The sequence below is a fragment of the Adhaeribacter pallidiroseus genome (assembly GCF_003340495.1).
GTDB lineage: Bacteria > Bacteroidota > Bacteroidia > Cytophagales > Hymenobacteraceae > Adhaeribacter > Adhaeribacter pallidiroseus.
Map to the genome: position 1 here is coordinate 5175669 of NZ_QASA01000001.1, position 25337 is coordinate 5201005.

At 44.7% G+C, this 25337-nt stretch carries 20 protein-coding genes; 10 read left to right on the plus strand and 10 right to left on the minus strand.

Going from position 1 to position 25337, the window contains the following annotated elements; all coding sequences use genetic code 11:
• The first annotated feature begins 113 nt into the window (after nucleotides 1-113).
• Entirely contained in the window at nucleotides 114-1367 is a 1254-nt protein-coding gene (locus tag AHMF7616_RS20575) for a helix-turn-helix domain-containing protein (protein ID WP_115374596.1), read from the plus strand.
• 168 nt (nucleotides 1368-1535) lie between these two features.
• The gene (locus AHMF7616_RS20580) at nucleotides 1536-1892 is read left to right on the plus strand and encodes a hypothetical protein (protein ID WP_115374597.1); all 357 of its coding nucleotides are present in this window, start codon (nucleotides 1536-1538) and stop codon (nucleotides 1890-1892) included.
• Between the two features lie 194 nt (nucleotides 1893-2086).
• Here AHMF7616_RS20580 and AHMF7616_RS20585 read toward each other — a convergent pair whose 3' ends face one another.
• The 4 genes from AHMF7616_RS20585 to AHMF7616_RS20600 all read right to left on the minus strand — a co-directional run bounded on the left by AHMF7616_RS20585 (nucleotide 2087) and on the right by AHMF7616_RS20600 (nucleotide 8359).
• Nucleotides 2087-4504, minus strand: a complete 2418-nt coding sequence (locus AHMF7616_RS20585) for an ABC transporter permease (protein WP_115374598.1) — start codon at nucleotides 4502-4504, stop codon at nucleotides 2087-2089.
• 81 nt (nucleotides 4505-4585) lie between these two features.
• On the minus strand, nucleotides 4586-5278 hold the full coding sequence (locus tag AHMF7616_RS20590; RefSeq protein ID WP_115374599.1) for an ABC transporter ATP-binding protein: 693 nt from the start codon (nucleotides 5276-5278) through the stop codon (nucleotides 4586-4588).
• Between the two features lie 167 nt (nucleotides 5279-5445).
• Nucleotides 5446-6708, minus strand: coding sequence for an efflux RND transporter periplasmic adaptor subunit (locus tag AHMF7616_RS20595; protein ID WP_115374600.1), 1263 nt, complete (start codon nucleotides 6706-6708; stop codon nucleotides 5446-5448).
• Between the two features lie 313 nt (nucleotides 6709-7021).
• Nucleotides 7022-8359 (minus strand): MFS transporter, encoded by a 1338-nt coding sequence (locus AHMF7616_RS20600; protein WP_115374601.1) that lies wholly within the window; start codon nucleotides 8357-8359, stop codon nucleotides 7022-7024.
• Nucleotides 8360-8832: 473 nt separating this feature from the next.
• Between AHMF7616_RS20600 and AHMF7616_RS20605 the strand changes: the two genes are divergently transcribed.
• The gene (locus AHMF7616_RS20605; RefSeq protein WP_115374602.1) at nucleotides 8833-9348 is read left to right on the plus strand and encodes a hypothetical protein; all 516 of its coding nucleotides are present in this window, start codon (nucleotides 8833-8835) and stop codon (nucleotides 9346-9348) included.
• Between the two features lie 531 nt (nucleotides 9349-9879).
• Here the strand turns inward: AHMF7616_RS20605 and AHMF7616_RS20610 are convergent.
• Entirely contained in the window at nucleotides 9880-10059 is a 180-nt protein-coding gene (locus AHMF7616_RS20610) for a hypothetical protein (RefSeq protein WP_115374603.1), read from the minus strand.
• Nucleotides 10060-10075: 16 nt separating this feature from the next.
• Nucleotides 10076-11371, minus strand: coding sequence for a hypothetical protein (locus AHMF7616_RS20615; RefSeq protein WP_115374604.1), 1296 nt, complete (start codon nucleotides 11369-11371; stop codon nucleotides 10076-10078).
• A 196-nt stretch (nucleotides 11372-11567) separates the two neighbouring features.
• Between AHMF7616_RS20615 and AHMF7616_RS20620 the strand changes: the two genes are divergently transcribed.
• A complete protein-coding gene (locus tag AHMF7616_RS20620) occupies nucleotides 11568-13829 on the plus strand; it encodes a Tex family protein (protein WP_115374605.1) in 2262 nt (753 codons plus the stop codon).
• 118 nt (nucleotides 13830-13947) lie between these two features.
• On the opposite strand, the gene AHMF7616_RS20625 is transcribed toward AHMF7616_RS20620, so the two are convergent.
• Nucleotides 13948-14232 carry a hypothetical protein gene (locus tag AHMF7616_RS20625; protein WP_115374606.1) on the minus strand — a complete coding sequence of 95 codons (285 nt, stop codon included), beginning with the start codon at nucleotides 14230-14232 and terminating at the stop codon, nucleotides 13948-13950.
• Between the two features lie 348 nt (nucleotides 14233-14580).
• Here AHMF7616_RS20625 and AHMF7616_RS20630 point away from each other — a divergent pair, with 348 nt between their 5' ends.
• Complete coding sequence (locus tag AHMF7616_RS20630; RefSeq protein WP_115374607.1) at nucleotides 14581-15093, plus strand: hypothetical protein; 513 nt, start codon at nucleotides 14581-14583, stop codon at nucleotides 15091-15093.
• Nucleotides 15094-15198: 105 nt separating this feature from the next.
• Nucleotides 15199-16530, plus strand: coding sequence for a sigma-54-dependent transcriptional regulator (locus AHMF7616_RS20635; RefSeq protein WP_115374608.1), 1332 nt, complete (start codon nucleotides 15199-15201; stop codon nucleotides 16528-16530).
• Nucleotides 16531-16547: 17 nt separating this feature from the next.
• On the opposite strand, the gene AHMF7616_RS20640 is transcribed toward AHMF7616_RS20635, so the two are convergent.
• Entirely contained in the window at nucleotides 16548-19139 is a 2592-nt protein-coding gene (locus AHMF7616_RS20640) for a hybrid sensor histidine kinase/response regulator (RefSeq protein ID WP_115374609.1), read from the minus strand.
• A 630-nt stretch (nucleotides 19140-19769) separates the two neighbouring features.
• Between AHMF7616_RS20640 and AHMF7616_RS20645 the strand changes: the two genes are divergently transcribed.
• Nucleotides 19770-19961, plus strand: coding sequence for a hypothetical protein (locus AHMF7616_RS20645; RefSeq protein ID WP_115374610.1), 192 nt, complete (start codon nucleotides 19770-19772; stop codon nucleotides 19959-19961).
• A gap of 47 nt (nucleotides 19962-20008) precedes the next feature.
• The gene (locus tag AHMF7616_RS20650) at nucleotides 20009-20269 is read left to right on the plus strand and encodes a hypothetical protein (protein WP_115374611.1); all 261 of its coding nucleotides are present in this window, start codon (nucleotides 20009-20011) and stop codon (nucleotides 20267-20269) included.
• A gap of 92 nt (nucleotides 20270-20361) precedes the next feature.
• On the opposite strand, the gene AHMF7616_RS20655 is transcribed toward AHMF7616_RS20650, so the two are convergent.
• On the minus strand, nucleotides 20362-20949 hold the full coding sequence (locus AHMF7616_RS20655; RefSeq protein ID WP_115374612.1) for a histidine phosphatase family protein: 588 nt from the start codon (nucleotides 20947-20949) through the stop codon (nucleotides 20362-20364).
• Nucleotides 20950-21253: 304 nt separating this feature from the next.
• On the opposite strand from AHMF7616_RS20655, the gene AHMF7616_RS20660 reads away from it, so the two are divergent.
• Nucleotides 21254-21715, plus strand: a complete 462-nt coding sequence (locus AHMF7616_RS20660; RefSeq protein ID WP_147275743.1) for a hypothetical protein — start codon at nucleotides 21254-21256, stop codon at nucleotides 21713-21715.
• 101 nt (nucleotides 21716-21816) lie between these two features.
• Here AHMF7616_RS20660 and AHMF7616_RS20665 read toward each other — a convergent pair whose 3' ends face one another.
• Nucleotides 21817-23631, minus strand: a complete 1815-nt coding sequence (locus AHMF7616_RS20665) for a glycoside hydrolase family 3 protein (RefSeq protein WP_115374614.1) — start codon at nucleotides 23629-23631, stop codon at nucleotides 21817-21819.
• A gap of 404 nt (nucleotides 23632-24035) precedes the next feature.
• Here AHMF7616_RS20665 and AHMF7616_RS20670 point away from each other — a divergent pair, with 404 nt between their 5' ends.
• Nucleotides 24036-25259 carry a pyridoxal phosphate-dependent aminotransferase gene (locus AHMF7616_RS20670; RefSeq protein WP_115374615.1) on the plus strand — a complete coding sequence of 408 codons (1224 nt, stop codon included), beginning with the start codon at nucleotides 24036-24038 and terminating at the stop codon, nucleotides 25257-25259.
• The last annotated feature ends 78 nt before the right edge of the window (nucleotides 25260-25337 follow it).

The following is a 25337-nucleotide window of genomic DNA, read 5'->3' on the forward strand; positions in this document are numbered from 1 at the left end:
ATAAATTTAACTGCACCTATAAACTTATTAGTTGGTTTGCTAATTAAAGCGCCTTCTTTATGCTGCGGATTGTTTGCCCGTAGCAAGGTAACCTTTTTAAAAAAAGCATTATCATGCATTTTGAGTTTAACTTTTACTCTTCGTTACTGCTGGTATTTTTTGTGCACGGCTTGGTATATGCAATTTTATTATACCGAAAAAGCCTGGTTAAAAAAAATGCCGCCGATAAGTGGTTGAGCTTATTTTTGTTATTGGGCATCTTATATATAGCTCCCTGGATGCTGGGTTTTGCCGGCTGGTATGACCAGCAGACTTACCGGGATTTTTTATTATATACGCCTCTTCAACAGCTGTATTTGCTGGGGCCCGTCTTGTTTATCTACGTGCAAAGTTTGCTTAACCCTTTGTTTCGTTTTGGCAAACACCAGTGGCTTCATTTGCTGCCGGGTTGGTGCTACCTCGGGTATGGCGTGGTAATGGTAGTAGCGGATAAGATTTTTTTAAAAAAATATTATTTTCTACAGGATGGCCTGGACCGCGACTTTGATTTCTGGTACCAGATAACCGGCTTTACGTCCATCACCATTTATTTCTTTGCTTCGTTGCGCTACTATGTTGTGTACAAAAAACTAATGGCACAAGTAGTGAGCTACGCCGATACCTTGTCTTTTAGCTGGATGAAGAATTTCTTGGTGGCTTTTTTGTTTATTTTGGGCCTGCAATTATTTTTTTACTTGCTTACAGCACTGTTTCCGGAGGCTAATTCGTATGTTGGCTCGTGGTGGTATTACTTTTCTTTTGCCCTGATTCTGTATTACATTGCTATTACGGGTTACGCGAATTCTATTAAAACTACCATTGCGTTTACTCCTAATTTGTTTACGGCCCCACCTACTTTATGGCTTACGCCTAACCCTTTGGTACCGTTCCATCAAAATGATGCGGAAGAGGCAGTGAAAGTAGAAATAGCCATTACAACCCCTGGCTCTCGGACTACCGCCTTACCACTTGATCCGGCCATAGAACCTTGGAAGGAGAAAATTTTAACTTTAATGGAAACCGAAAACTTGTATACCAACCCGGAGCTTTCGTTAACGCAATTAGCCAAACAAGTACACAGTAATCCCGCTTTTGTATCTAAAGTTATAAACCAAGGTTTTGGGATGAACTTCAACGATTTTGTGAATCACTACCGTGTTCGGGCAGTACAACGTTGCTTACAGGCCGGTCAGCATAAAACCCATACCCTGTTGGCCATTGCTTACGAATGTGGTTTTAATTCTAAAGCTACTTTTAACCGGGCTTTTAAAAAATATACTGGCCAAATTCCGCAGGAGTATGTAAAATTACGGGCAGGGCTTACCTGAGCAATCAGGCGTTTAAAAGGAAACACTTTTTAAGTAAGGTGGCGCTGGATTTTACGTTTATTGTAAGGTTTTACTACCTTATTTTCTGGTCTCAAAACATCATTTGCGGCGATTGCAGAAATTAAAATTTTAAAATTTGTTAGCATCAACGCTCTTGGTAACCCTGTTATGACAACTAAATTCTTAAAAACTGTTTTATTTGCTGGCTGCCTGCTACTGGCAACTGATTTGTACGCCCAAAAAACTACTCTGGCCCCGGTGGTAATTTACCTCAAAAACACGGCTTTACTTCCTAAAAAGTTTAATCTTATCTCATATGCGCCTTCCGAAGCGGGGAATACAGCCGTTAGTCAATACTTTATGCCGGGCAAAGAACAAGCATTTACTTTTGAGGAAGGCACTAAATTGTACTTAGCCTCTAACGAGCAGGTAGCCACCGTTATGTCCGGCCAACGGATTGATAAAGAAAAACCTTTTCTGGTGGTGAAAAAAAGCGATGCGGGTAAAACGTTTTCCTTGAAATAACAGCACAAAAACCACCGGAAAACACTTACATGTTCTGCGTACCCCGGCGGTTCTTGTTTGCTAGTAAGCGTAATTTTAAAAATACGCGTACGGATGCTTTACAGAAGTATCTCACTCCTATAATTTTAAAAAGATGCTGAACAGAATTTGTAATCTTGTTTGCCCGCGTATTTAAATTTAAAATAACCAGGAATTTACTCCCTGCGGAGTGCTTGCACCGGGTTTGCCAAAGCGGCCCGAACTGCGTGGAACGAAATAGTAACCAAGGCAATTACCAACGTGGCCACACCGGCCAGGCCAAAAATCCACCAGCTCACGGGCACTTGGTAGGCAAAATCCTGTAACCATTGATGGATGCTGTACCAGGCCAGCGGCCAGGCCACCACGTTAGCTATTACCACCAAACCCACAAAATCTTTGGATAACAGGGCTACAATATTCGTTACCGATGCGCCTAATACTTTGCGCACCCCAATTTCTTTGGTGCGGCGCGCCACGGCCAGGGTAGTTAAACCAAATAAGCCCAGACAAGAAATAAAAATAGAAAGCGCCGAAGCAATATTCACCATTTTTCCTAAGCGCTGTTCCTGGCGGTATTGGTTTGCCAGGTTCTCATCCAGGAAAGTGTACGCAAAGGGCTCGTTGGGTGAAAGGCTTTTCCAGGTTTTTTCCAGCAAAGCTACTTGCTCGGTTAAATTACCGGTCTGGAGGCGTACCGAAATATCGGGTTGCGGCGACGAAGAAAACATTAAATTTTCGATACCCCGGTACAACGAGTCGGGTTGCATGACCAGCACCAAAGGTTTTACGGGCGTGTGCAGCGATTCAAAATTAAAATTTTCTACTACGCCAATTATGCGGTGCGCCGGAAATTTGCCCGGCAAATGTGCGTTTAGCGGGTCTTGCCAACCGTATTCTTTTACCAGAGCCTCGTTTACAATAATAGACTGCGATTTATCGGCGGTATTATTTTCCTGGAAGTTGCGGCCTACCTTTAACCGAATACCGTAAGCCGGAATAAAATGCGCGTCGATGTTATTCTGGGCAAATTCGCGGTAAACTTTTTTAGGATCGGTGTAACCTACCCCAGCCCAAGGACCGCTGCCAAACGCAAACGCCGAAGCAGCCACTTCGGCCACTTCCGGCCGGCTCTGAATAGCTTCGCGAAAACGGGCAATTTGGGCCTGGCCCGCTTCGCCGCTCTGCGTAGCCGGAATGACTACTATGCGCTTAGTTTGGTAACCCAAGGGCTTACTTTGCAGAAAATGCATTTGCTGGTTCATTACCAGAGTGCCGACTATTAAAAAAACCGATAATGCAAACTGCACAATTACCAGGCTCCGGCGAAAAAAGCTTTGGTCGCCGGTAATAGTTAATTTGCCTTTTAATACTTCTACCGGCCTGAAATTAGAAAGTACCAATGCCGGATAACTGCCGGCTACTAAGCCCACTACCACCACTAATACGCCCAGCAGACCCATGGTACCGGCATCAAAAGAAAATTTTAAATTTTTATCGGCTAACTGATTAAATACCGGCAATAACAGCATAGCCAGTACAAATCCGGTAAAAACCGCCAGCACCGTTAAGAACAAGGCTTCGCCCCAGAACTGCTGAATCAACTGGCTCCGGATGGCACCCATTACTTTACGCACCCCTACCTCGCGGGCGCGGCCAGCCGAGCGACCTATCGACAGCGTCATGAAATTAATGCAGGCAATGAGTAAGATAAAGCCGGCAATGGTACCCAGAATATACGAATAAGCCGGATTGCTGATCGGCTCCATTCCTTCGGGCAACGTGTTGTTGAGGTGAATATTCCGGATAGGCTGCAAATGCACCGCGTAAGCGCCGGGTTGGTATTTTTCGCCGAGGGCGGCTTTAACCATGGCGGGAAACTTGGCTTCCAGTTGGGCCGCGTTGGTACCGGGGCGCAACAACACGTACGTTTCGCCGTCAACTTGCTGCCAATGTTTTAAAAAATTTTCGCTGCGGAGGCGCTTGATATGGGCAAAAGACAATAAAAAATCGAACTGAATGCTGGAATTGACCGGTACGGTTTGGGCAACCCCCGTTACCGTAAAGGCTTGCACTGCAGAATCGAGCTGTATTTTTATAAGTTTGCCTACCGGATTTGCCTGGCCGAAGTATTTGGTAGCCATGGCTTTTGTAACTATTACGCTGTTTACCTCCGCCAGCGGTGTTGCGCTACTTTGCTGCACCATCCGGAAGTCGAACATCGGGAAGAAATCGGGCTCCACCAAGTGCAGGCGTTCGTTAAAAATTTCACCTCCGGTTTGTACTTTACCCTCTATGCTCACTACCCGGGTCATTTTTTCTACTTCCGGATAATTTGCTACCAGAGCGGGTCCCAGCGGGTAAGGCGTAACGGTGTTAACCATGGGTTCGTTCTGGTAAACTTCACTGATCCAAGGCCGGTACAGGCGATCGACTTTGGCGTGAAAATCATCGTAACTCCATTCGTGCCGGATAAATAAGCCAATTAACAAACAACACGTTACCGCCATACTCAAGCCTAACAGGTTAATACTGGAGTACGTTTTATGCCGAAAAAAATGGCGGATGGCAATTTTAAAGTAGTTTTTCAGCATAGGATGGGCAATAAACCGGTAATCGGAGTATTTTTTTAAATATCCGTTAAACTAAGTTGGAAAATAAAAAAGAATTAAAACTTATACGCCGGAGAATTGCTCCTTTATGTTTTCGAGTACTACCTCGCCGTCGAGCAGGCGCAGGATGCGGTGCGCATAGCGGGCGTCGTGCTCGGAGTGCGTTACCATGATTACCGTGGTACCGTTTTCGTTTAAGTCGGTAAGCAGTTCCATTACCTCGTTACCATTGCTGGAGTCCAGGTTACCGGTCGGCTCATCCGCCAGAATTAAACGGGGTTTTTGAATAACGGCCCGGGCCACGGCTACCCGTTGCTGCTGACCACCCGAAAGCTGCTGCGGAAAGTGGTTGCGGCGGTGCATGATCTGCATTTTCTCGAGTACGGCTTCTACTTTTTGCTTCCGTTCGGCAGCGCTTACGCCCAGGTAAATTAAAGGTAATTCCACGTTCTCGAACACGGTTAACTCATCAATCAGGTTAAAACTCTGGAACACAAAACCAATGTTTTTCTTGCGCAACTCGGCCCGCTGCCGTTCCGAAAAGGTAGCTATTTCTTGCCCCAGAAACTGAAAGCTGCCGCCGTCGGGCTGGTCGAGTAAACCCAGAATGTTTAACAAGGTTGATTTACCGCAACCCGAAGGCCCCATAATGGCTACAAACTCTCCTTCGTTAATCACGAACGAGACTTTATTCAGAGCTTTCGTTTCCACTTCTTCGGTGCGGTACACTTTTTCGAGGTTCGAGATAGTAATCATAAGTAGGAGTTATTAATATTTTTAAATTTTAATTTTTTACCCTTCCACCTTAAAGGGCACCTTCCCTGAAAACCGGACGGGAGGTGCCGCTTTCAATTTAAGGTTTATTTTGGTGCTTGTACTTTATAAATTACGGACAGGCACAGCCCTTTTTTAAAAAATGCGGCCTATTCTTTTTCTTCGTTAATTACCAGTTCGCCCATGTCTTCGTAGTTTTCGTAGCTCGAGGTTACCACTTTGTCGCCCGGACTCAGGCCCGACACGACTTCAAAATATTCCGGATTCTGGCGGCCCAACCGGATTTCGGTTTTATAAGCTTTATTGCCGTTTTCATCAATTTTAAAAATCCAGTTGCCGCCGGTCTTCTGGTAAAAGCCGCCCCGCGGTACCAATACCGCCTGGGTTTGGTCGGATAAAGCTAAGCGTAATTGCAACGATTGGCCGCGCCGGATACCTTTGGGTACTTCGCCCACAAATTCCATATCTACCTGAAACTGGCCGTTGGTAACCTGGGTAAATACTTTTTTCACGTTTAAGTCGTAATCTTTACCGGCAAAAGAAAAGGTAGCTTTTTGGCCGGTAAATACCCGCGAAATGTAATGCTCATCAATATTGGCGCGTACTTTAAAACCATCCAACACGTCGATCTGGCCCAGGCGCTGGCCGCGGGTTTTGGATTCGCCTATTTCGGCGTTAAGCGAAGTGATCTGGCCGTCTACGGGCGCTTTTACCATTAAATCATCCATTTTCTTGCGCATCAAAGCCAGGTTGTTTTGCATGCGCTCCACCGATTCTTTCATCTGGCCCAATTGCTGGTGCATGTTCAACGAATCCTGCTTTAAGGTGCGCATGGTTAACTGGCGTTTCCGGACCTGGTAATCGTATTTGTATTTGGCTTGCAGAAATTCTTGTTGGGGCACTACTTTTTCTTCGTAGAGCTTTTTGTTCATTACGTATAAACGCTCGGCGTCGCGCAGGTTATAATCAATATCGGCCAACTGGTTGAGTTGGGTGATGCGGTTTTGCTGCATTAAGTTGCGGGTGGTGTTCATGTTGTTAATCAGGTCGAACACGGCCGTTTCGCGGTTCATCATTTCGAGTTGCAAATCGGTGTTGGCCAACTGCACGATGGGCGTACCTTCTTTTAACGTAGCACCATCTTCCACTAAAATCTTTTGAACCGTACCGCCTTCGGTCGCATCGAGGTAAATGGTTTTAATGGGGAGCACGATACCATCCAGGGGAATAAATTCCTGAAAATTGCCCTTGGTAACACTGCTAATGGTGATTTTATTCGTATCAACGTTTAATTTGGCTTTGCCGCTGGTCGAAAAATAAGAAGCGCCTACCAGCACCACTACCAAGGCGCCCATAGCCAGGCTCACAATCCGTTGCGTTGTCCACTTCTTTTTCTTAATTAAAACATCCATTGTTGTATTTATTAATAAATAGTCTTTTTCTTGGGTTGGAGTAAAGAAATAAAAATGCCAAACCTATAAAACCCTTAATTTCAGATATTTAACCTGTAAACAGGTATAAAATTTAAAAAAATTGTCCGGTTTTGATACAGCTCATTGGAGTAAAGTGTCCGGTGATGTAACACGAAAGAAGGAGCAGTTATTCCGTTCGTATTAAATAAAAGCATTATGACTGGATTGATTAACTTTTAGTAAATATAAGCTTATCCGGGGAGCTGGTAAGTACATTTTTAAATGGAGACCTGACAAACGAAATCAGCAGCCATCAGGAGGCAGCATCCAGGAGGGAGTTGTGTTTGGTATCGCGCATGGTGAGGTATACCAACAGGGAAATAAAGATACAACCCGTAACGTACCAGTAAAAATAGCTTTCGTTACCGGCATTTTTAAAACGAAGCGCCACGTACTCGGCGGTTCCGCCAAAAAGAGCCACCGTTACGGAATACGGAAAACCTACGCCCAAGGCCCGGATTTCAGTCGGGAACAACTCCGCTTTCACCACCGCATTGATGGACGTATACCCGCTAACAATCAGCAGAGCCAGCATAATCAGCCCGAAAGCTTGCCATTGGCTGGTAGTCTGGCTTAAAGTGGTAAGCAAAGGCACGGTGGCCAAAGTACCGAACAGCCCAAACCCAATCAGTAAAGGCTTACGGCCAATATGGTCGGAGAGTAAACCAAAAAGCGGCTGCAGGGCCGCATAAATCAACAGCGATACAAACGTTATTTGCGTAGACTGGCTTTTGCTGAGGTGTACGGTATTTACCAGAAATTTTTGCATGTAGGTGCTGTAGGTGTAAAAAGCAATGGTACCGCCCAGGGTGAGGCCAACCACTATCGCTACGGCTTTGGGGTGCTGCAAGAGTTGCTTAATGGTGCCGTTCTTTTTCAGTACAGCCGTACCTTTTTCCGGGTTAAAAGCCACTGATTCCGGCATGTGGCTGCGCAGATACAGCGCCGTTAACGATAAACCGGCGCCCATCACAAACGGGATGCGCCAACCCCAGGCATGCAATTGGGCTTCGGTTAAAAAGAACTGCTGCAAAAGTAACTGAATGCCCAAAGCAATCAACTGCCCGCCAATTAGGGTAACGTACTGAAAGCTGGAATAAAAACCCCGCCGCTTAGTTGTAGCCATTTCGCTTAAATAGGTAGCCGAAGTCCCGTACTCGCCACCTACGCTTAAACCTTGCAGCAAACGGGCAAATAAAAGCAAAACAGCCGCTAGCACCCCAATAGCCTCGTAAGCAGGCGTAACTGCAATCAGCAAAGACCCAAACGACATCAGCAGCACCGAAAGCGTCATGGCAAACTTGCGCCCCGCTCGGTCGGCCAGGCGGCCAAACAACCATCCGCCAATGGGACGCATGAGAAAGCCTACCGCAAAAATACCCGCTGTATTTAAAAGCTGGGCCGTGGCACTGCTCTTGGGGAAAAACACTGGCGCAAAATAAATGGAAAAAGCCGAGTACGCGTACCAATCGTACCACTCCACCAAATTGCCCATCGAACCGCTGATGATGGCTTTCAGGCGGTTGGGTTGATAAGCGGGGGCCTCGGTGGAACCCGTAATTGCTGCTGCTGAATTGCTCCGTATAGCCATAGAACCCGTTTGTCGCTGAAATAAAGAAATGTGATACTACTCAAGTAAAACTAATTATTTTAATTTAGCAACAGCTTCCTTTAGTGGCCGGATTATCTGTACATAGCCAGATCGTAGCTTTAAATGCGATTATCTTAAATTTTCATTATTTGTAACAAAGCAAATACTGCCAATTACCTCTTAAGCCATTATTTGTGTACCTACGCCTATACCTTATAAATACCAGCATAGAACCTGGCTCGCTTTATTTATCTCCCGCAGTTATCCTTAACCCAGAAACATCTGCTTAAATAACTTGTGTAGAAATCGGGCGAATTGCAGCCGCTGAAAAGCATAATTTAGTATTAACTTAAACCAAGGCGATGCACCTTCGACAGAATTATACGTTTTCTTATAATCTCCCCGGAATGTTAGTGATTCTTACTACATTGAATAACCCCGTGGAGGTTTCGTAATTTATAAATTAAAAATCTATGTATAAACTAATCGGGAAAGTTCTCGCTGTTGGGTATTCGTTCATTATTTTTCTGCTGATCTGCTGCGCCTTTAGTTTAATTTTCTTCGGCGTAACCGAGTTGTGGCAGGGCATTCACCCCAACGCTACTATAGACCTGCGAACCCGGTTCAATTCTATTCTGGAAAGCATTGGCTTATTAACTATTGCCGTAGTAGCCCTCGAACTCGGGCAAACCATCTTGGAAGAAGAAGTACGGCGCGAGGCGCACGTGAGCGCTCCCACCCGGGTCCGGCGATTTCTATCCCGGTTCTTAGTAGTCATCATTGTGGCCCTCTCTATTGAGTGCTTAATTACTATTTTTAAACTGGCCTATAAAAATCCGGAACAGTTGCCGCAAGCCGCTTCTATCGGCATTGCCGCGGGTGTGCTGCTGGTGGCTTGGGGCGTGTTTATTAAATTAAATAAGAGCGCCGAAGAAATAGAACCGGAAGCCATGGAGAAGACCAAGCAGGAAGATAAAAAGTTGGAGTGAGAAATTAGACTGCTTTATTTTTCTGCCTGGTTTATGAATGGTGTAAACCCGTTTGTGAAGACACAAACGCGGGCGTAGAAATTTGTTGCTGTATTAATCCCTACCTTAACAATAAAAATTTTGTTAAAAAATTTGACAATAAAAATTTTGTCAAATTTGGAATTTTAATAAACCTGTTAATGGCATCATAAACGATTTTAGCACCCCTGCCCGTGTTTGTGTCTTCACAAACACTTTCTTCATTCTATCGTTACTTCCAAGCTAGGAGCTGGGGAAAATCTATTTTTACACCGCCACTATTCTACACTGGAAAACTCTACTTAAACCAGATAAATACAAAGAAGTCATTCTAAACTTCTTGCGGTTTCTGGCAGCAGAAAAGAAGATAATAGTATACGGATTTGTTATTATGCTTAACCACCTGCATCTTATATGGGAGCTTACGCAAATTGTAAGTGTCCGCGGAGCGAAATGTAATAAAATCAAAAAGGGAGCTTTCTTAGCTCCCTTTTGTATATTTAACCACTAATGTTATTTAGCACTTTCAAGTATCTTCTTTACTTCAGTCGAAAGAATTTTTTGAATATCCTTTACAGTTGAGTGTTCAGTAATCTTATCATTAGAACGAACAGAAGAAGCAACAAAATGGCCTTTTGTAGCTTTACCACTATCCCTTTTAGAATAAGTACCAACCATTTTTAATGTTTCCATTGCTTTATAATTAATTTTATGTATTCCTTTGATTAAATACGCTAGCTAAATAATTAAGGTTCATTTCAGGTTTAAAGTAATGTTTACGCTTAATCCATACGAAACCATCCCCTTTGGTTATTACTGCAACATCTACAGGACCACCTACAGATTCTTCCTCAAAGCTAACCCTTCTTTTTAAATAAGTCAAATCTATCAAAGATTCTGCCATCTCAGTTAAATCTTCTTTAGATAAAGTACCTATTGTTCTCAATATAGGAAACAAATTTCTTTCGTTACAAACCTCGTCAACAATTTTTTTAAATTTATCTATAAGAGCAGGTGTTGTATTAAGTATAGCCTTTATGGCATTACTATCTGTATTTGTAGGAATAGCATTTTCAATATCTACATTATAAATATCTAGAATAGTTTTAAACCCGGCAGTTATATTATTTATAATAAATGGATCTATACCTTTTAAAAAAGTTGAAATTATGTCAACTTGTGCAAATGGAGTTATAGCTCCGGTATTTTGAGTACTTATAATAACATCTTCCGACAGTTTATACCTAATCCGATGATCTATAATACCTCCAATTATATATGACCTTAATTTAGGAAACACATCATCTTCTCCAAACCCGGTAATAATAATACCAGAATATGGATTGTCAAATATATCTTTGACAATATTTAAATAGATAAATTCTTTAAATGCTATAAGAGAGGTTTCTGCAAGACTTAGGTTTACACTACTATATAAATTATTAATATAAGTAACAATATTAACTTCATAAGCAGCTAAAAACATTTCTTGTGTATAATCAATAAACTCAATTAGAGTATTAGTATTATTAATACTCTGAATATTCCGCTGAATTATATTAACTAAAATATTATTAAACTCCTGGTTTACATCAATTTGGCTTTTATCAGGGAAAGTATCTTCAAATTCAGTGCTTGCTACTTCATGTATACTTTTAACTACATTAAAAATAGTTGTATTTAAATATAATTCTACATCGTAAGTATTAACTCTTAACTTGATTTTATTTAAATAAGTAATAAAGTCATTCGCATATTCAAAGAGATTAGGAAAATTCCGTGTTCCTAATTCTTTCTTATACATTTTTATGATTGTTTCCCATGGTATACCCATGAATTCGGCAGAATTATATATACTTATACCAACTGGGTAATTGGAAGCAAGATTGAATATTTTATTTGCATTATTGTAGACTTTATTTACTTCTCCACCACTCACTGTTGAGGCACTATCAGCAGCAAGAGCAACAGCAGACTTATTCAAAACACCGATTATTGCAGTCATTATTTTAGTTATTTATAGCAATTAAAGCATTAAAAATTGATAGTCCAATTTCTTATAAACAAATAATTATATAATTATATATAATCACTCCCTCACCCATACCAAAATCTTTCTAAATACACAATCCCCTTCCTGGCTTTGCCTTCCGGTTTTTACGGTGTAAATTTGAACGGTATAACCCGAAGCCTAGTGCCGCATGGAAGAACTGATTAGAAATTACCTTAAAATTGCCACCGAGCTGCGTATCAGCATCAAGCAAGTACAAGCAACCGTAGAATTATTAGACGAAGGCGCTACCGTGCCTTTTATTTCGCGTTACCGCAAAGAAGTTACCGGCTCTTTAGACGAAGTAGCCGTGGCGGGCATCCGCGACCGCATGGAACAGCTCCGCGAACTGGATAAACGCCGCGAAGCCATTCTCAAATCCATCCGGGAGCAACAAAAACTAACTCCCGAACTCGAGGCCCAAATTAACGCCGCCGAAACCATGGCGGTGCTCGAAGATATTTATTTGCCTTACAAACCCAAGCGCCGCACCAAAGCCACCATTGCCCGCGAAAAAGGTTTGGAGCCATTGGCCCAGCGTTTATTTGAACAAGAGAAATTTGACGTAACCGCCGAAGCCCAGCAATACATCAGCGAAGAAAAAGAAGTAAAAGACACCGAAGAAGCCTTAGCTGGTGCCCGCGATATTATAGCCGAGTGGATTAACGAAAATCCCGATGCTCGGGCCCGCATGCGGAACTTGTTCGAAAAGAAAGGCATGTTCAAAAGCCGCGTGATGGTGGGCAAGGAAGAAGAAGGCCAGAAATACAAAGATTATTTTGAGTGGGAAGAACCCATCGAGAAAGCCCCTTCGCACCGCGTATTGGCTATGCGCCGCGGCGAAAACGAAATGATTTTGATGCTCAACGCGCAACCCGAGGAAGAAGAAGCCATTGAACTGCTCGAAAGCCTATTCGTGAAAGGCAGTAACGAAGCGGCTCAGCAGGTAAAAATAGCCACCAAAGACGCCTACAAACGCATGCTGAAGCTCTCGATGGAAACCGAAATCCGGATGCTGTCGAAGAAGCGCGCCGACGAAGAAGCGATTCGGGTATTCGCCGATAATTTACGGCAATTATTACTCTCGGCTCCGCTGGGCCAGAAAACCGTTTTGGCCCTGGACCCGGGTTTTCGGACGGGTTGTAAGCTGGTGGTACTGGACAAACAAGGCAAATTACTGCACAACGAAAACGTGTATCCGCACACCGGCGCCCGCCAGGCCCAGGAAGCGGCCAGTACCGTTAAATATTTAGCCTCCAAATACGAAGTAGAAGCTATTGCCATTGGCAACGGCACCGCCAGCCGCGAAACCGAAACCTTTGTGCGCGGCTTGGGCTTACCCAATACCATTGCCGTGGTAATGGTAAACGAAAGCGGCGCTTCTATTTACTCGGCCTCGGATGTAGCCCGCGAAGAATTTCCGGACCATGATGTTACCGTGCGGGGTGCTGTTTCTATTGGTCGTCGTTTAATGGACCCATTGGCCGAACTGGTAAAACTCGATCCTAAAAGCATTGGTGTGGGTCAATACCAGCACGACGTCGACCAGTTTGCTTTGAAACATTCTCTGGACGATGTAGTGATGAGTTCGGTAAACGCCGTGGGTGTAGAAGTAAATACCGCCAGTAAGCAATTATTAACCTACGTATCGGGCTTAGGTCCGAGCCTGGCGCAAAACATTGTGGAATACCGCAACCAAAACGGCCCGTTCCGTACGCGCGCCGAACTGAAAAAAGTACCGCGTTTAGGCGACAAAGCTTTTGAACAAGCCGCCGGTTTCTTGCGCATCCGCCACGCTAAAAACCCGCTGGATGCCAGCGCCGTGCACCCCGAACGCTACGAACTGGTAGAACGCATGGCGAAAGACTTAGGCACTACCGTCACCGACCTGATGAAAAAGCCGGAGCTGCGCAAGCAAATAAATTTAAAAAATTACGTAACCGACACGGTTGGTTTGCCTACGCTCCAGGATATTATGAGCGAGCTGGCTAAACCCGGCCGCGACCCGCGCGAAAGTTTTGAGGCGTTCTCGTTTACCGAAGGCGTAAACGAAATCAATGATTTACGGACCGGCATGAAGTTACCCGGCATTATTACCAACGTAACCGCTTTTGGGGCCTTCGTGGATATCGGCGTACACCAGGACGGTTTAGTACACGTGAGTCATTTATCCGACCGCTTTGTAAGCAATCCGCACGAAGTGGTGAAAGTGGGTCAACGGGTAGAAGTTACCGTTTTGGAAGTAGATGCCGCGCGTAAGCGTATTTCCTTGTCCTTAAAAACCGAACCTAGTGCCGCAAAGCCAGCTGGTGGAGCGGGCTCCGGTAAAAAAGGCGATAAAAATAAACGCGAAGAAGAACCGCAAAACGATTTTGCTGCGAAACTGGCTATGCTGAAAGGAAAGTTTAAGTAATTACTAGCAACAATTTGTTAAAAGAAGCTAGCTTCTTATTAGAAATTTAAAAAAACGGGCTTAATAGCGTTAACAGAATGGATGTTATTACCGCTTTTAAGCTTGTTTGCGGTAAGGCTTATTTGTGCCGGTGGTAATCAAACTCATAATCTTCTTCGTAATTATTGCCGGCATTTTCTTCTTCGTTGTCAAATGCATCATCCGGTTCGTCATCCATCATTTCGTCCTGGTACACCGTTTTGTCCAACTCATCTTCTTTATTTAGTTGGTAAACCAAACTCAGGTATTGCCAATAGATCAGATTTGCAAAATTACCTGCCGGCTTTGCACCCTCCGCTTTTAATGGTAGCAGTTTTCGTGGACTGTTGTGGTGGCCGGCAATAATGCATGTCGCTTGTTTCATCTTTTTGTAGCTTATTTCTACCGAAGGTAAGTGGTCTAGGTATTTGAAAATAATGCCGGCCGCACATTTAACTAAAATATAATATGTTATTCCCGGTAAACCGAAAATTTTAAAAGCAGGCAGTTGGTGGTGTAGCCAAAAGCAGTTTAGGCATTAATCTGTGGTACCTATTACCCAGCTCTATTGCCCAAAGTGCGGAAATATTCCCCAAATTATTTTTTACATCTAAAAATTCAAATTTACATAATTAATTGATTTTTAGTATATTAACTAATTATAAAGGTTTCTGGCACAGCTTTCGAACAAGGGGATACACCAATTAATGTTAAATAGCTTAAAATTACTATTATGAAGAAAATTGTTGTATCCGCTTTTTCCCTGTTTCTATTAGGCGCTGTATCTGCTAATGCTCAAACTACTACTGGTGGTCAGTCTGGAACCGCAACCCAAACTACTACCCCCAGCACGACGCCAGGTACTACTCAATCTGGAACGCAAACAGGTACGGCAAGCGGTACGCAGGAAGGAACCGCTGCTGGCACCACTACTACACCAGGCACTAGCGCTACGGGTGTTGGTACCGGCGCTGCCACGGGAACTGCTGCTACGGGTGCTGCCGGAACGGCCGCTGGTACTGCTGCTACCCCTGCTGCTCCGGCCGGAACAACGGTAGCCCTGGAAGAACTGCCTGCTCCGGTTAAAGCCACGCTGGCCAGCGAAAAATTAAAAACCTGGACTCCTTCTGCCGCGCAATTAGTAACCGATGCTACTACCGGTAAAGAGTACTACTCCATTGAGTTAAAACAAGCCAACCAAATAGGCACTGTTAAATTAGGTAAAGACGGTAAACCAGTTAAATAAATCTAAAAGCCTTTAACAAGTCCAACCTTATTGCAACCACAAAGAAAAGCCGGGAAATACCCGGCTTTTTTTTATTTTTACAGCTTCCACGTATTCCAATAAGGCATGGCAAAAATATTAGTGATAGAAGATGATTTAACCTTTGCGCTGATACTGGAAGGCTTTTTAAAAAAACAAGGCTTTGAAGTAAACGTAGCTCACCGGATTAAAGACGGTATTAAATTATTAGGCAACCAACCATACCAACTCGTACTCATGGATTACCGGTTACCCGATGGTACCGGTTTTGAAATTTTAGAATTTATCCGGAACCTGCCGGCGGCAATACCCGGCATTATGATGACCAGCTTTCAGGACGTGGGCACGGCGGTCCGGGCCATGCGGCTGGGGGCCATTGATTATATTACCAAACCCGTTAACCCTGACGAGTTGCTCATGGTCATTAAGGAAGTGTTGCCTCTGGAGAGCGATACCGCTAAAAGTAAAAGCAGCAATACGTCGCTATTTATCGCCGGCCACAGTTCTGCTTCCAAACAATTACACGAATTTATTCAACTGGTAGCGCCTACGGATATGTCGGTGATTGTGCAGGGCGAAAGCGGCACCGGTAAAGAATACGTGGCGCGCACCACTCACCAGCAAAGCAAGCGGGGCGAAGCCCCTTTTGTGGCCGTCGATTGCGGCGCCATTTCCGGGGAAATAGCCAACAGCGAATTGTTCGGGCACGTAAAAGGCGCTTTTACCGGGGCTACCAACGATAAGCAAGGCTTGTTTGAAACCGCCCACGGCGGCACTATTTTTCTGGATGAAGTGGGTAATCTTACCTACGATATTCAGGTAAAGTTATTACGGGCCCTGCAGGAACGGATTATTCAACCGCTAGGGAGTAACAAGCAAGTAAACGTAGATGTGCGGGTAATTACCGCTACCAACGACGACTTAGCCAACAGCGTAAAAAACGGCGATTTCCGCGAAGATTTGTACCACCGTTTAAACGAATTTAAAATTAAAGTACCCGCCTTGCGCGACCGGGAAGCTGATTTAGAAGAATTTGTGGCTCACTTTATTGCTTTGGCCAACCAGGAACTAAACCGGAATGTGCAAACTTTTTCGCCGGAAGTAATGGCTATTTTTCGGGAATACCATTGGCCGGGTAATTTGCGCGAGCTAAAAAACGTGGTGAAACGGGCAGTGCTCTTGTCGCCCGGCGAAATGGCCGGCCTGGAAACCTTACCCGAAGAAATGGAACAAACCATCCACGAAGCCCCTAAAACCGATAGTCCGGATTTAAAAGCCCTGCAGGAAGCCAACGAACGCGAACTGATTTACAAAACCTTACAAGAAGTAAAATACAATAAATCCAAAGCGGCCCGCCTGTTAAACATCGACCGGAAAACTTTGTACCTGAAATTAGCCAAGTATAACCTGGAGGGATAGGAAAAATTTTAAAAAAACTATTTTACCGGCACGGTTTCCAGGCTTTTTATCTTTTGCTTGATTTTCTTGTTAAGCTCTTTTAACTCCTGCTGTAAAGGAACCAGGTCGGGCATTACCGTGGATAAAGGTTGTTGGTTGTTGAGGGCTACTTCTATTTGGCGTAAACGCCCCGCTAAATCTGGGGCGCCCACCTGGCCGGTACGGCCCGCTAAGCGATGAACTAATTCGGCCACGGATTCCGGCGCTTCTTCTTCCAGGCTTATTTCCAGCTCGTCCAGATCCTGTTCCGAATCCCAGATAAACTGATTTAAAATAGCTCGTAATTGCTCTTCGTCGTTGCCGGTCATTTTTGTTAACAAAGATAAATCCAGTTCGGCTGTTGGAAGTGCCAGTGCCGGTGTTGGTTCCGGAGTAATGCCGCCGCCAATAATATGTTGGTCATTGATCCAGGCGAGTAGTTCCGGCTCCCGGAAAGGCTTCATTAAAATGCCGTCGAAACCTTCGGCCAAAATGATTTCCCGTTCTTCTGGCAAAGCCTGGGCGGTAAGCGCCACCATTTTAACGAGCTTGCCTACTTTTTGCCGCAAACCCCGGCAAAGCTCCAGGCCATTTATTTCGGGCATCCGGATATCCATTAAAACCAGTTTAATGGTAGGATCCCAAGGCTGGTTTAGTACCGCTGCGGCATCGGACGTACAGGTATTTAAAATATTAAATTTATTTAAAATAGTGCTGCAAAGCTGTAAGATAAAGGCATCATCGTCTACCACTAAAACCTTACCGCTGGGGTTACCCGGCGCGATAAATTTAAGCGGTTGGCTGGCGGGTAATTCCGGCGCTGCCGCTACGGGGGCCATGGCAAGCGCAAAAGGCATTTTCACCACAAAACAAGATCCTACGCCCGGCTCACTGCCTACCTCAATGGTACCATTCTGACTTTCGACCAAGGTTTTGGCAATACTTAAGCCCAGGCCGGTACCCCCGTGGGTACGCACAACCGACGCATCGGCTTGCTCAAATAGGTAAAAAATACGTTCCAGCTCCGGAGCCGGTATGCCAATGCCCGTATCTATCACCGAAAAAGTTATATCCACGAGTCCTTTACCGGGCGCACAATCTACTTGCAGCATAACGCTACCGGTATGCGTAAACTTAATGGCATTCCCCAACAGGTTATACAATACTTGCCGCAGCCGGAAAGCATCACCGGAAACAAACAAAGAGGTGGGTATTGTACTTTTTAAAATTAAAGCCAAGGATTTCTGCTCAGCGGGTACCCGCATGGTATTAATCACGTCGGCAATCACCTGGTGCATGTTAAACACCTGGTCTTCAAAAGTAAACTTACCGGAAGTAATGCGGCTGTAATCGAGTACTTCGTTTACAATCTGGAGTAAATGTTCCGCGGACCGGTAAATAGCGTCCAGAGCTTCCCGTTTGGGCTGCGGTTGCTGGTGCACCTGTTCGGCAAAACCAATAATGGCCTGCAAAGGCGTTCGGATTTCGTGACTCATGTTGGCCAGAAAGCGTTGTTTTACCTGCCCCAGGTGTTCGGCTTCTTCTTTGGCGGCAATTAATTGTTTCCGGTACTGGTGGCTGCGGGCAATATCAATTAAAATTAAATAGGCCAGAAAAGCCGCTACCGCGAAGAAAACCACCATAATGCCGTTCATGCGGCTAATGCTGGCCCGCACCACTTCCGTAGCCTGCTGGCTGTTTTGCTTATCCAGGTTAATTTCTTCGGCTTCTATTACGTGCAGAATAGCCAGCAACTGGGTATGCAGCTGGTTGTTGGTATGAATTAAAGCCAGTTCGCGGTTCAGGAGTTTGGTGGTACGGTCGTGCTGCTCACGCTCCATGCGGCGCATCATTTTTTGAATTTTCCAGATAGAACTATCCTGCTTGGCAACGGCCAGCGTATCTACTTGTATTTTAAGCTCTTCTTCTACCTGTTTTAAAGCCGGAATTACCGGTTCTTCTTTGCGGCTGCCAAATAAGCGGCTGAAAAAAGATTTTCTCGGCTTTTTCTTAACTACCAGGGGTTGCAGGGTATCGGCGTTGGGTACCGTGGTGGTGGTTACGTACCGCTGGTTGGTAATAACAATGCTGGTGTCTACCTTGGGCTTGTTGTTTTTGGCAATGTACTTCGATACGCCCTGTATGCGCCGCGAGAGCGCTTCGTTGTGCACTAAATCTTTCCGCAGTTTTAAATAACTCATGAAAAGTTTATCCCGCGAGCGCAAAATAGTTTCCATGGAATCTAACCGCCGCACTTGCAAGGGATTGCTGGTACTTAAGTCGCGCAGCGTGTCCAGGGTTTGCAGCAGGTACTCCGATTCTTTTTTAAAAGCCGCGTACGGTTGGTTGGGGTTTTTAATAGCCTGCACCCGTTGGAGCTGGTCGAGCTGGGTAATAGACTGAAAAAGATTGTTAACTACTTTTAATTTCTCGTTCGGGGTAGATAATTTATTCACCGTAAAAAGCATTTCTTCGAAGCCCACCCGGGTAACCACCCAGGATAAGCCAATGGCAATAGCGCCGATTAAAAAAGCGGCGATTACCTTCCGGCGAATGGATTGTAAGAAAAATTTATCGGTAAATTTGGCCATCCTGTTATGGGGTACTTAAAAATTTTGCAACTCCTCGGGTGGTTACAAAAAGCGCTATCTGCCTTTTATTCTATTTAGCTGCCGCCGGCCATTACGCTCAGAATAGGAAACGGATTGTTACTTATTTTAGCATGCACCTAGAACAATAGCACTAAATTAAAGAACAGAATTCTGAGCAAATTTAAATATTTTACCTGATTTGAAAATGCCTAAATTCAGGTAAGCCTGATTATTACCATTAAATAAAAGATAAAGAACAAAATTGTTTTGAATAAGCCGAAATATATGGAAATAATCAAGATTCATTAACTTTTTGCAGGATATCTTTTAGGTTGAGGTTTTAACGACACCCCATTTCAGTAAGTTCCTGTTTTGTATTTACCTGATTTATTTAGCCTTAATCCTTCATCAGAAGCAGCCCACAATTGGATTATACCTAACTACTACTGAATCACTTAGTAAGTAATAACCTTTGAAAAAACTAATTTTTATTTATCCGGAGTGTTTTACCCGTTCCTTATAATTAATTTAATTTGGTTTTAACAAATGCATGTACCTTTAACGGGCAAACTGTTCGGGCAAAGCTCCGTAAGGGAGTATCGCTGAGAAGTATTTTTTAAATTATTGACTATGCGTATCCGTAAAAAAGTAACCGCTATTTTACCCATTGAAGCGGGCAAGTTCGAAGCGCTAAGCGTGTTTGTAAAGGCGGCCGAAAAAGCTAACTGGACGGAGGCCGAAATCCAGCAGGTGATTGATGAAATTGTAGAAGCTTCGGACAGTGAAGCACTGCTCATTTTTCAGGAATACACGCAAGCCTGAGACGTCTTTTAAGCAGCAAACGGCCCGAAAATTTAAAAAATTAGCTTATGCCCTTAAATAAAAAACTAGCCGAGAAACTAAACAAACGCTTTGCCCCGGACAGTCGCCTCGATGATACCTACCAAGGCCTGGATCTTACTTATATTACCAACGAACTGGGCGAACCAATAACCTTATTTATTGGCAAGCGCCGCCCGGATGGAGCCATTACCGGCGAACGCTACGTGCGCACCATAAAACGCGTTCCCAACTCCGACCAGATTGCATCAAGCCACTGGGATTTAAAAGGTAAAGTATCGCGGAGTTAATGCAAGCAGATTGTATCAGGTAGTAGGTATCAAGTATCAGAAACTACTTTGCTTTGGCTTACCTAACAGTAACTTATAACAGCTAATGTTAGCTACTTTCCGGATTTTTTCACCAACTCCGTAACTCCCAAAAATCCGCCGCCATCGGCGCGGACTACCCGCCAACCCATTTTCTGTAAAGCGCGCCGCACAAAAAAATTTAAAAATCCGTGAGCTACCAGCACTACTTTACCGTCTGTAGCGGCTTGCTGCCCTAATTTTAGCGCGGCTTTACGCGCGCGTTTCCGGGCCTGACCAAAAGTTTCCAAGCCTTTGTTGTTTAATCCTAACAGCCATAGTATCCGAGCGCCGTACAGCCAGAATTTAATCGGGAATTTAATTTTTGGTACCCGAAAAACCTGGCGCTGAAATTCGTTAAATAGGGCATCTTCGATTAATGTTACCCCGGGGCCAAAAATAGCCCGGGCGGTTTGCTTAGCCCGTGGCAAATTACTGCAAAATACCTGCGTAACGTGTTCGTAGGGCAAACCGGCGGGTTTGGTTACGAGCTGTTCGATGGCGCTGGTATCGTAATTTTTTAAAAATTGACCGGCTTGCTGCTGATTAAAAAATCCCTTTTTAGATACGTCCGGCCGTTGGTGCCTTATCAGAAATATATGTTGGGTAACCGGTTGATCCATGTATAACAATAACCTTAGTATCTGGCTTAAAACGTGGTTCCTTGGCTGTAATTAAATAATTTTTAAGCAAACTAAATCCGCTACTTTCTTCAGATCTAATAAATAGCTGGCCGTTATTAGTTGTTGGTTGTTCCCCATCCAACGGGCTTTACCTTCTAACCCATGGTTCTGTTTAAAATTTTTTAAAATCTGGGGTAACCGGGATCTTTTTCCAGAATCTTTTTAGCAACAGTGTATAAAATGGGGCAACCTGCTAAAGCAAATGCGTATATATTCCAAAATGTGTGTACTAATAATCAAAACTATGAAAAAGCTAAGTCAATTATCGTTCATTGCCGTTTTTACGGCGTTCTCGTTGGTAGCCTGCCAAACCAAAAGCACCGAAAATGCGGCTGAAAATAACGAAGCAGTAATGGAACAGGAAAACCCAGCCGCTACGGATGCCGAAGATGCCAATAATGCCTCGGTAGAAGGCGATACCAAAGAAACCGGCGATAACATCGAAGACCAGGCCGAAGCCGCCGGCGATAAAACCGAAGCCGCCGCCAACGAAGCTGGTTCGGATATAAAAGAAGCCGGTCAGGAAGCAGGTGCAAAGCTAAATGCAGCGGGCCAGGACATAAAACAAGAAGCGAAAGAAGCGGGAGCCGAGCTTAAGCAAGAAACCCAGGAAGCAGGCGCAAAATTAAAAACTGGTGCCCAAAAGGCCAAAGCCAAAGTAAAGGAAGAAGCCAACGACGCCAACAACGCGGTACAAGGCAACTAAGTTAATTTGCAGTTTTACCCATTAGTTTCCAGCAGGAACAAATAATAGTTTGTTCCTGCTGGAAATACTTACAACCTGTAACTTGTAACCTGTAACTAACTTTACAAACCATCGCCGTATTTAAAATATTCGTTTACCGTTACGGGTAATTTACCATTGGCACTAATACGACCAGCTACCAGTTTGGCGGCGGCTTCCTGCACGGGTAACAGCTGCTGATAACCCACAATTAATCCATCGGCTTTCCGGATTTCGTTTATTTTAGTAAGCGTATAGGCGTTATCAAACAATACAACCAAACATTTTTTCTGATCCAGCAACTCATTTACTAAATCCAGTTCTTCTTTGGCGAGCAGCAAGGTATTACTGGGCCGGATGCTGGGTCCGTACAAACCAATAACTACCTGCTTGTATTTTTTAAGCTTCCGGCGCAAAGCCAGGCGGGCCTTTTTATCGCTGCGCCGGGGCAGCACAAAGTTCTCAACCAATACAAATTCGCCCAGTTTCTTTTGAAAAAAAGTGGGTCGGGATGCTCCTACCGCTAACACCGCGTATTTTACCCGCTTTTTACGCGGCAACGGAATTATGTGCCGTTGGTTATGCAGCATGGTTAAGGAGCCTTCGGCGAGGCGGCGGTTGGTTTCGTAGGCCCGCGACGTGGTTAAGTTGGCGTATAAACTATCCAGTACAATGGGCCGGTATTTATTTAAGCCTACCCAGTACTTTGCCGCTAATATTTTTTTACAACGCCGGTCAATGTCCAGCTGGCTCAAGCGCTTTCGCCGGATAGCTAATTTGATGGCCGCAATGGCTTTGGGTACACTTACCAATCTTTCCAGTACGTCGTTGCCGGCCAGCAAAGCTCTTACTTCGGCTTCGCCGGGTTTAAAAAACTTGGTTAAACCTTTCATTACCATGGCATCGGTAACTACCAGGCCGCCAAATTTGAGTTCTTTTTTTAATAAATCGGTAACAATGGGCCGCGAGAGCGTGGAAGGTAAGTTAGACGTAGAATCAAGCTTAGGTAAATGCATGTGCGCCACCATAATTCCGCCTACTCCCGCTTTAATAATTTCCCGGAACGGGTATAACTCCAGCGAGTCCAGGCGGTCGCGGCCGTACGGAATAACCGGTAAATCGTAGTGCGAATCTACGTTGGTATCGCCGTGCCCCGGAAAATGCTTGGCCGTAGCAATAATGCCCTCACTCTGCATGCCCAGCATGTAGGCCAGGCTTTTCGACGCCACGTCGGTTTTGTTTTCGCCAAAAGCCCGGTAACCAATAATGGGGTTGGCCGGGTTGTTATTAATATCTACCACCGGGGCAAAGTTCAGGTGCATGCCCAGCCGTTTAAATTCCAGCGCAATTTCGGCGCCCATGCGGTAAATTAAACTATCGTTATTAATGGCACCCAGCAACATGGGCAACGGGTATTGCACGGCACTGTCCATGCGCATGCCAATGCCCGATTCGGCATCCATGCTAATGAGTAAGGGCACTTTACTGGCTGCCTGAAACTTATTCGTGAGTTTGGCTTGCCGCACCGGCCCGCCCTGAAAAAAGATCAGCCCGCCTACTTTATATTTTTTGATTAAATGAATAACATCTTCTTCGTGTTCGGGTCCTTTGTTCGAAAAAGCTTCCACAATCATGAGCTGGGCAATGCGCTCGTCGGGGCTTAAGCGCCGGAACACCGAATCGACCCACCGGTTTTTACGGTGCAACGAGGTAATTAAAGCATTGGGATATTTAATGGTATCGGCAATTTCTACTTCGCGGGCTTTAAAAACTACTTTGCGGGCGGGTGGGTCTTTCTCGCGGCAAGAACTTAGGAGCGTACTAGCCAAAGGCATTATTCCTAAGAGCAAAAAGCAGAATAAACGAAGCGTAGCGGCGTAATTTTTAAAAAAACACATGTATTCAGGCTTAGTGCGCGCGTTTCATCCGGCGAAACTAACAATTAGTATCAGCAGATGTACCTTTAATTAAGGTTTAGTGTTACAAATCATTAACTTCTCTGGCCTATTTTCCGGGAATCGCCCTATACTTTCCTTAAATTAACAAACTTCTGCGGCATAGTTTTTTTTATATTTATTAATAGCAATGGGTTATAGAACCGTTTGGCGCATTTGGGCTACCGACTAATCCGTTGGTTTAAATACCGGTCATAAAAACAATTACAGGCGAGGGCTTTTTTAAAATTTTATGGCTATTGGTGGTTCTTTACGGGTGACGGAAGCATAAAAGAAAACTTAGTACAGCTTAAAATCCTTTCGCGGCTAAATTTTCTTTTAACTTTAAGCCCAAATTTTAATGAGGTATGATACAGAAGAGTAACCGGCTGCATAATGTGTTTTATGAAATCCGCGGCCCCGTTTTCGAGAAAGCCATGGAGTTAGAGCTGCAAGGCTATAAAATAACCCGTTTAAATATTGGTAATCCCGCGCCGTTCGGCTTTGATGCGCCCGACGAAATTATTCACGACGTAATTATTAATCTGCGCCGCGCCCAGGGTTATACCGAGTCGAAAGGTTTATTTGCGGCCCGTAAAGCCGTGATGCACGATTGCCAGCGCAAAGGCATTGCCGATGTAAAAATTGATGATATTTACATTGGCAACGGCGTTAGCGAATTGATTCTGCTTAGTATGCAGGCGCTACTCAACAACGACGACGAAATTCTGATCCCCGCGCCCGATTATCCGCTCTGGACCGCCTCGGTAAACCTGGCCGGGGGTAAAGCCGTGCATTACCTCTGCGACGAAGCCGCCGATTGGTTCCCGGATCTGGAAGACCTGGAAAGTAAAATTACGCCCCGCACCAAAGGTTTGGTAGTAATCAACCCCAATAACCCTACAGGAGCGGTTTATTCCGAAGACGTGCTGCGCCGCATTGTCGCCATTGCCGAACGCCACAACCTGATTATTTTCTCCGACGAGATTTACGACCGCATTTTGTACGACGATGCCGTGCATTATTCGCCAGCGGCTTTTTCGAGCGATATCTTATTTTTGACTTTTAGCGGTTTATCGAAGAACTACCGGGCGGCCGGTTTCCGGGCCGGCTGGATGATTGTGAGCGGCGCCAAGCACCGCGCCAAATCGTACATCGAAGGATTAACGGCCTTATCGAGTATGCGTTTGTGCAGCAATGTGCCGTCGCAGTTTGCCATTCAAACAGCGCTAGGTGGTTACCAAAGCATTAACGAGTTAGTAATGCCCAACGGCCGCCTGCGCAAACAACGCGATGCCTGTTACGAAAAACTGATTTCTATTCCGGGAATTACCTGCGTAAAACCCAAAGGGGCCTTTTACCTTTTCCCGAAGCTAGACGTGCAAAAGTTTAACATTAAGGATGATATGCAGTTTGCCCTGGATTTGCTCGAAGATCAGCACATTCTAATTGTGCACGGTACCGGCTTTAACTGGCCCTACCCCGACCATTTCCGGATTGTGTACTTACCCACCGTGGAAGAATTAAACGCTACGTTGGCGAAAATGGCTTTATTCCTGAAAGATTACGAGGGCATTGCAAAGATTCAGTAGTCATGAGATTAGTGGCCAAAGTAAACCTACCTGATTCGGAGACAAAACGTCTAATAATTTATGATTCGGGCAGTGCAG